The organism is uncultured Campylobacter sp., assembly GCF_938017615.1.
GTDB lineage: Bacteria > Campylobacterota > Campylobacteria > Campylobacterales > Campylobacteraceae > Campylobacter_B.
Window position 1 is genome coordinate 1 of sequence record NZ_CALIJA010000019.1, and the last position, 7,584, is coordinate 7,584.

A 7,584-nucleotide genomic window follows, 5' to 3' on the forward strand; every position below is an offset into this window, starting at 1 on the left:
AGATTGCAATAAATTTAGCGGCTTGTCTTTTTCCTTTATACGTCGTTGGAAACTCGGTCGGCTTCGGTCACGTATTGCGTATACGCTCCCTCGCCTCCGTCGTTTCCGTCTAGTCTAAAGAAAAAATACTTTGCCTTTAAAATTTAACGGCGGTTTCTCTTTTGAGCGTCTTTATAGAAATTACGCTTGCGGCGTCGCTACGTTGGTTTTGAAAGAGATTTTTGCTTTGTTGCACTCGCAACTGCAAGCAGAACGCAAATTTTCGCTCCGCAGGCTATATGACGGAACCGCTTGCCGAAATAGCAATTTAAAAGGAGATAAAAATGGAAAGCCAGGTCAAAAATTTTCTGCAAAATTGCGAGCAGATCGTTAAATTGCAAGCAAAGCAATACGAAAACCGTAGCTCTTTCGCAACCAAAATTCCGCCCGTTTTTATACTGTCTTATGATAAATTTGAGAAAAAATACGGCTCAAATTTACATTTGGATAGTAGTTCCTGCGTGCTGGTGTTTGATGGCGATCTTAGCCTGTCGGGAGGCACGATAAATTCCGCTTGGCTTAAGGATAAATTTAACGAAGCGGGTGGCAGAAATAACGCGCGAGCGATGTTTGTTAATGGAAATTTATCTATCGGCGGCGATATCGTCGATGATGATTATCTGTTTTTGCAAGTCGCCAAAGATACGGCGTGTAATTATCTGCATTCGCAGGACGGCGTTATCGCAATCGGCGGCAATCTAACGACGCTTTGGGGCATAAGCGGCGAATACAACGACGGAATGTTGCAGGTTTTTGGAAAAACGCAAGCGCCGTATATCGTCTCAAATGACCACACAATGCCTGATCATAGCGCTAGAGAATGCGTCTATGTCCTAGATGGACGGATCGGTCAAAGCTACCCGGGCGCGCTTGAGGGTTGGGAATTTTTCGAAAATAGCGAGCTGATGTTTAAGGACGGAATTTGCGAAGATGAACATCAGATCGATATTTCCGCCTTTTTTGAATTTGTAAAAAAGGGCGTTAATCCGCTGGTGGATTTTAAAACTTTTGAAGCTAGAAAAGCCGCCATGGATGAAGAGAATGAAGAGCAAGAGCCAGAATGCGCGGACGATCTGCCTAAAAATTCCGAAACTATCGCCGAGACGATATATTTAGAAAATTTCAGCGGCAGCGATGAGGAGCTATACGAGTATATGGTGAGCGAATTTGAGGCCATAGAAAAAATCGGCGATGAAAGCGAAAAATACGCTTATGGCGGCAGAGCTTTCAAGCTGTCTATCATTGCGGCGAGAATGGCGGAAAATTGGCGGCTGATTACCCAGCGTTACTCTGCGCAGCAGATAGACGAGCTACGCAAAATCATCATTAAGAGTGCGACGAATTTAGCCGATTATTTTTTAAAAATCGGCGATAAAAAACAGCTTGCGTTCATCTATGAATTTTTAAACGATGATGCGGTAAGCATCGAAAAAGACGAGCCGTTTTTATACGAAACGCTGGTGCGCGTTGGCTTAGAGCTGCAAGATTACGATAGCACTTACGCGTTAGTGTCCGTCATCGATAAAAAGTCCGAATTTTTGCCGCAGGAGATGGCAGAAAGCATCGCGGACGTTATTAAAAGCGAAGGCTACCAGGCTTGGCTGGCAAAACAGTAGGTCCCGAAAAGTAAAATTTCATAAAATTTAAATCCGTAAAATTTAACTCGCGAACATAGACTTAAATTTTACGGAAAATTCTTATCCTTGCTGTGGCACAGCTCGTTTAAAAAGCACTCCTTGCAGTTCGGCTTTATCGCCTTACAGGTGTAGCGACCGAAAAGCACCATGCCTTGGTGCAGCTTACCAAGATCTGTTTTAAAAGCCTCGCTAAGATCGCGCTCCGTAAGCTCGGGCGTCTTTGCACGGCTCAGCCCTAGGCGATGCGCGACGCGAAAGACGTGCGTATCCACCGCCATCACGTTTGCGCCCGCGCCCTCCAAAAGCACGACGTGAGCGGTCTTTTGCCCCACGCCCGCAAGAGATTTGAGCCCCGCTTCATCAAGCGGCACGACGCCGTCAAAGTCGCTAACTACCGCCTGCGCCATTTTGATTAAATTTACCGCTTTGTTGTTGTAGAAATTGCACGAGCTGATTAGCAGCTTAACGCTTGCCAGATTGGCCTTTGCAAGCTCTGCAACGCTAGGGAATTCCGCAAAAAAGCGCGGCGTGATCAAATTTACCCGCTTGTCGGTACACTGCGCGCTAAGCATCACGCAGACCAAAAGCTGATAGTTGTCTTTAAATTTCAACTCGCTGCGCTCTTCCGCGAAGTTTTGTAAAATTCTCTTTTTTATCTCTAAAATATCTTTTTTACTTCTCATTTACATTTCCTCAAGGCGGAATTCTACCCTAAAATTCTAAAGTACAGTTTGATTGTTAACAACTTTGAGTTATAATCGCCGTTAAAATTTTTTTAAGGAATTGTGATGAAAAAAGTTTTATTTACAGCACTTAGTTTGGCTGCCGCTATCAGCCTTAACGCTACCGTTTACGCTACCGTAAATGGCAAAGACGTAACTGAAAAAGAGCTCGCTCCACTACTTCAAGGCATAGGCAATGTAGATATCGCTGCTCTTAATGCCGATCAAAAAAAGGAGCTTATCGATAAAGGTATCGATCTGATGCTGCTAACGGATGAAGCTAAAAAATCGGGCGTTATGGACGAAGACGTTTATAAAAAAGAGCTTGAAATCGTAAAAGATAACTTAGCGCTTCGTGTATGGCAGGCTAAAGAAGCCAGCAAAATAAATATCGACGATAAAGAAATAGCCGATTTTTATAACAAAAACAAAGCGCGCTTTACCGAGCCTGCGAGAATCAAAGCGGCTCAGATCGTCGTTAAAACCGAAGCTGAGGCAAACGATATTATTAAGCAGTTAAAAGGGCTTAGCGACAGTGCACTATTTACTAAATTTGCAGAGCTTGCCAAAGCCAAATCTATCGATCCGCAGGCTAAACAAACCGGCGGCGAGCTAGGCTGGATGCCTAGCGATCAGGTTAAGCCTTTTGCCGATGCGATCTCTAAGATAAAAGATGGTCAAATCACTACTAAAGCTATTAGAAGCAGGGTTGGATATCACGTCGTGTTAAAAGAGGAGTCTCAAGCTAAAAAGCAGTTAAGTCAAAGCGAGGCAAAGCCTTTTATAGAGCGCGTACTTAGACAGCAAAAAGCGGCGAAAGTAGTCGAGCAAAAAGCGGCAGATCTTCACAAAAACGCTAAAATCGAGTATAAATAACATAGGAGCTAAAAATGGGCGTTTTAGATATAGTAAAACCGGGCGTTTTAAGTGGCGATGACGTAAGTAAAGTCTATGCGTATGCGAAGCAGCAGGGCTTTGCGATCCCTGCGGTAAACGTAGTGGGATCGAATTCCATAAACGCCGTCTTGGAAAGCGCTAAAATCGCAAATTCGCCCGTAATAATTCAGTTTAGCAACGGCGGCGCAGCGTTTTACGCAGGTGCCGCTTGCCCAAATGCCGCGGTTTTGGGCGCTATCGCAGGCGCGCATCAAGTGCATGCTTTGGCGGCTCATTACGGCGTTGCGGTGATTTTACATACCGATCATGCCGCAAGGAAGCTGCTCCCGTGGATCGATGAGCTTATCAAAGCTAATACTACTCATAAAAAAGCTCACGGCGTGCCGCTGTTTAGCTCGCACATGCTCGATTTTAGCGAGGATGATTTGGAGTTAAATTTAGCGACCTGCGAGAAGTATTTGGAAATTTTAAGCGATCTTGGAATTTCGCTTGAGATCGAGCTTGGCGTCACGGGCGGCGAAGAGGATGGCGTCGATAATACGAGCGTCGATAACGCGCGGCTTTACACCCAGCCTGCAGATGTCGCGCTTGCCTACGAACGACTTGGCAAAATCAGCGATAGATTCAGCATCGCGGCGAGCTTCGGCAACGTCCACGGCGTGTATAAGCCGGGTAACGTCGTGCTACGACCTGAAATTTTAAAAAATTCGCAAAAATTCGTCCGAGAAAAATTTAATCTGCAATCCGAAAAACCCGTAAATTTCGTCTTTCACGGCGGTAGCGGCAGCGAGACCTCCGACATCAAGGCAGCCGTAAGCTACGGCGTAGTTAAGATGAATATCGACACCGACACGCAGTGGGCGTTTTGGGACGGCGTGCGCGCTTATGAGGCCAAAAATCACGGCTATTTGCAAGCTCAAATCGGCAATCCGGAAGGCGAGGATAAACCGAATAAAAAATTCTACGATCCTCGCAAATGGCTGAGAGCAGGCGAGCAGAGTATGGTGGCGCGCTTGCAGGTCGCATTTGACAATCTAAATTGCCTAAATAGGAACTAATATGGATCGCCCGAATAACGAAGTGCTCGATATCACGCTACCTGAGGCGAAGGAGCGCTCGCTAGCGGGCGTTTTTTTTAAGATCGCAGCTCTGCCGATCGCGGTTTTTGTGGTGTTTTTGCTGGGCTATTTGGGGCTTATCGGGCTGAAGGTAGAGACGCACTCGATCCTGATGCTTGCGGTTTTGCTCATTATTGCACTAATTTTAGCTCGTCATAATGCAGAATATGGCTGCTTAAATTTTCAAAATAATATCGATGATTTCAAGCGTGAGCTGAAAAATTACATCGTCGCCAATCTTCTAAGCATTGGTGGTAAGAAAAAATCAGATGCTAGCTTTGATCTTTTTGTGGACGAATACGGCTACTCGCTACGTAATCAAAACTACGCTTCCGTCGCGTCGGCGGTCTTTCCGATGCTTGGAATTTTAGGAACTTTTATCTCGATTGCGATTTCGATGCCGCACTTTTCCTCAAGCAATATTGATGGGCTCGAAACCGAGATCGCGCAGCTTCTAGGCGGCGTAGGCACGGCGTTTTACGTCTCGATCTATGGAATTTTTTTAGCGCTTTGGTGGATATATTTTGAGAAAAAGGGCATCAGCAAATATGAGCGCCTGCTCATCAAATACAAAAATTCCACTAAAAATTTCTTCTGGAACAAAGACGAAATAACACAGGGCTATCTGAGCGAAATTTTAAACGCTAATTCTGAAATTTCGCGCTCATTTGCGATGATGAGCTCCACGAATTTTACCGAAAGGCTAAACCGCCTAATTGATGAAAAAATCGGCGCTTTTGAAAGCGTGATGGAAGCCGAGAAGCGAAGTATGGCGATTACACAAGAAGAGCTTGAAAAAGCAGGAGAGATGATCCAAAGGACAAATCTCGCTCACGGTGAGTTAGATAAGAGCTTCGCTCAAATTTTATCTGCGCTTAAGTCCGTGTCTGCAAGCCTAATCGAAATTCAAAACGGAATTTCCGCGCAGTATCTAAGCCAGTCTAAGACTTTAACGGATGGGCAAGGCGAGCTGACTAACGTTACGAGTGCATTAAGCGCTCAAATCAAGAGCCTAAATGCTTCCTTGGGCGGGTTTGCGGGCGAAATTTCAAGTTCACAGAATGCTTACGCCGCTAAAATTGACGCTAGCTTTAAGGGGCTAAGCGCGGATTTGAAGGCACTTTTAGCTGGAGAGGGCGCTGCGCGGACGAGCAACGAAAGCATCATCGAAGAGCTTCGAAAAACGCTTGCGAGCATCGATGAAAAAGCACTTTTAGATGAAAACGAATAACGAAGAAAAAGAGACCTTTTGGATCGCGTACGCCGATTTGATGGCGGGACTGCTTTTTGTTTTCGTGCTTTTAGTAGGCGGCATCATCGTCAAATACTTCCTCACGCAAAGCAACCTACAGGAGAAAGAAAGCCAAATTTCAAGCGCTATAGCAAGCCTGCAAAGCCAGGAGAAAAAAAGCGCCGAGCTTGAAGCGCTGAATAAAATTTTTAGCGACCAGCTTGAGAAGCTGAACATAGAAAACACCGACCTTCGCAAGCAAAATTCCATCTATTTCATACAGATCGAAGATCTAACCGAGATGGCGGAGAAGCTGAAAAAAGAGAATTTAGACATCAACTCGCTTCTTCAAAAAGCGCGCGACGACGCCAACGCTACGATCAGTCAAAACGAGCTTAAAATCGCCTTTTTGCTCGATCAGCTCACGCAGAAAGAGAGCGATTTTAATAAAATTTTACAAGACCTCAACGTCACGAAAAACCGCATCCGCAACCTCACCGGAATGAAGGTCAAGATCATCGCCGATCTGAAGGAAAAGCTGGGCGGCAAGATCCGCATCGATAACGAAAGCGGCGCGATGACGCTAAGCTCGTCGATCCTTTTTGACAAAGGCTCAAGCGAGCTGAAAGAGAGCGCCAAAGAGACGCTTCGCTCGACGCTGCAGAGCTATTTCGCCGCGCTTTTGAATAACGACGAAATTCGCGAAAATTTAGATCAGATCATCATCGAGGGGCACACGGACAGCGACGGCGGGTATTTGTACAATCTCGAACTCTCGCAAAATAGGGCGTTTGCGGTGATGGATTTTATCAACTCGTGGAATAAAGATGAGCGGCTACAAAAATATCTCATCGCCAGCGGTCGCAGCTATACGCAGCCCGTGATGCGCAGAGGCGTCGAGGACAAGGACGCTAGCCGCCGCATCGAGATCAAATTTACACTCTCAAACAAAGAGGCGATGGAGGAGATCAGGAAATTTTTGCAGTTCGACGCGAACGCTACGAATTAGTGGCTCACCCTTAACGGCTCGCTCGAAATTTTAGCCCGCAAAAAAGAGGGCTTAAAATTTTAAAATTCCTAAAGAATTAACGTCTCATCTGAAATTTTAACGGTGGCGGAACGTATCCTTTTATTTTGGCGCGAATGTCGTCGTAATTTGGCGGCTCACTAAATTTTATACACCGCTTACGCAGCATCTGCCGCGGCGGGAATGGGTTTAAATTTTAAGTCCGCGCATTTTGCGCGCTTTTAGTACCGCCGCGCGGATAATATGGTTTAAATTTAAACCTTTAAATTTAAGCCACAAATTTAAACGGGCTTAACGGGCGGCTTAAAATTTAAATGGATCAAAAACCTTGCTCGTTTAGTTTTTTATAGGTGTAGCAACTGCGTTTAATCCCTAGATCGCAGGCTTTACCATAGTATTTTTTCGCCATACTCTTATCTTTTTTTACCCCTTTGCCGGATTCATATAAATACCCAAGATTATTGCACCCTTCGGCAATTTCTAAATCACAAGCCTTGGAAAATAATTTATTTGCTATTCGGTAATCTTGTTTTACACCTTTACCAGATTCATATAGATGTCCGAGGCCATCACACCCTTCACCGGCTTCTAAATCACAAGCCTTAGAAAACAATTCACTCGCTTTTTCGTAATCTTGCTTTGTGCCTGCGCCTGAATAATATAAAAATCCAAGATTATGACATCCTATACCATATTCTAAATCACAAGCTTTGGAATATAATTCACTTGCTTTTTTATAGTCTTGGTTTACACCGTAGCCTGAATGATATAAAAATCCTAGATTGTAGCATCCTTCGGCAATTTCTAAATCACAAGCCTTGGAAAATAATTTATTTGCTATTTGGTAATCTTGTTTTACACCTTTTCCTTGTTCATATAAAGCTCCTAAGTTGACACATCCTAGTCCATCTCC

7 protein-coding genes are annotated in these 7,584 nt (G+C 44.7%); 5 read left to right on the plus strand and 2 right to left on the minus strand.

The features are described 5' to 3' along the window. Window positions 1-323 precede the first annotated feature (323 nt). Complete coding sequence (locus Q0620_RS00810; protein WP_298782806.1) at window positions 324-1,655, plus strand: hypothetical protein; 1,332 nt, start codon at window positions 324-326, stop codon at window positions 1,653-1,655. Between the two features lie 68 nt (window positions 1,656-1,723). Here Q0620_RS00810 and nth read toward each other — a convergent pair whose 3' ends face one another. Then, window positions 1,724-2,359 carry an endonuclease III gene (gene nth, locus Q0620_RS00815; protein WP_298782807.1) on the minus strand — a complete coding sequence of 212 codons (636 nt, stop codon included), beginning with the start codon at window positions 2,357-2,359 and terminating at the stop codon, window positions 1,724-1,726. 105 nt (window positions 2,360-2,464) lie between these two features. Here nth and Q0620_RS00820 point away from each other — a divergent pair, with 105 nt between their 5' ends. The 4 genes from Q0620_RS00820 to Q0620_RS00835 are packed head-to-tail and all read left to right on the plus strand — an operon-like array spanning window position 2,465 to window position 6,653. After that, window positions 2,465-3,274, plus strand: a complete 810-nt coding sequence (locus tag Q0620_RS00820; RefSeq protein ID WP_291936539.1) for a peptidyl-prolyl cis-trans isomerase — start codon at window positions 2,465-2,467, stop codon at window positions 3,272-3,274. 14 nt (window positions 3,275-3,288) lie between these two features. After that, on the plus strand, window positions 3,289-4,353 hold the full coding sequence (gene fbaA / locus Q0620_RS00825; protein ID WP_298782808.1) for a class II fructose-bisphosphate aldolase: 1,065 nt from the start codon (window positions 3,289-3,291) through the stop codon (window positions 4,351-4,353). Between the two features lies 1 nt (window position 4,354). Then, window positions 4,355-5,644 carry a MotA/TolQ/ExbB proton channel family protein gene (locus Q0620_RS00830; protein ID WP_298782809.1) on the plus strand — a complete coding sequence of 430 codons (1,290 nt, stop codon included), beginning with the start codon at window positions 4,355-4,357 and terminating at the stop codon, window positions 5,642-5,644. Then, a complete protein-coding gene (locus Q0620_RS00835) occupies window positions 5,631-6,653 on the plus strand; it encodes an OmpA family protein (RefSeq protein WP_298782810.1) in 1,023 nt (340 codons plus the stop codon). The genes Q0620_RS00830 and Q0620_RS00835 overlap by 14 nt, the downstream gene beginning before the upstream one ends. Window positions 6,654-6,990: 337 nt before the next feature. Here the strand turns inward: Q0620_RS00835 and Q0620_RS00840 are convergent. Next, the coding region (locus Q0620_RS00840) for a tetratricopeptide repeat protein (protein WP_298782811.1) at window positions 6,991-7,584 on the minus strand (594 nt) is incomplete at its 5' end.

Bases quoted from the DNA above. Each gene is read 5' to 3' on its own strand.
- Q0620_RS00810 (WP_298782806.1), top strand. From the start codon at position 324: ATGGAAAGCCAGGTCAAAAATTTTCTGCAAAATTGCGAGCAGATCGTT.
- nth (WP_298782807.1), bottom strand. From the start codon at position 2,359: ATGAGAAGTAAAAAAGATATTTTAGAGATAAAAAAGAGAATTTTACAA.
- Q0620_RS00820 (WP_291936539.1), top strand. From the start codon at position 2,465: ATGAAAAAAGTTTTATTTACAGCACTTAGTTTGGCTGCCGCTATCAGC.
- fbaA (WP_298782808.1), top strand. From the start codon at position 3,289: ATGGGCGTTTTAGATATAGTAAAACCGGGCGTTTTAAGTGGCGATGAC.
- Q0620_RS00830 (WP_298782809.1), top strand. From the start codon at position 4,355: ATGGATCGCCCGAATAACGAAGTGCTCGATATCACGCTACCTGAGGCG.
- Q0620_RS00835 (WP_298782810.1), top strand. From the start codon at position 5,631: ATGAAAACGAATAACGAAGAAAAAGAGACCTTTTGGATCGCGTACGCC.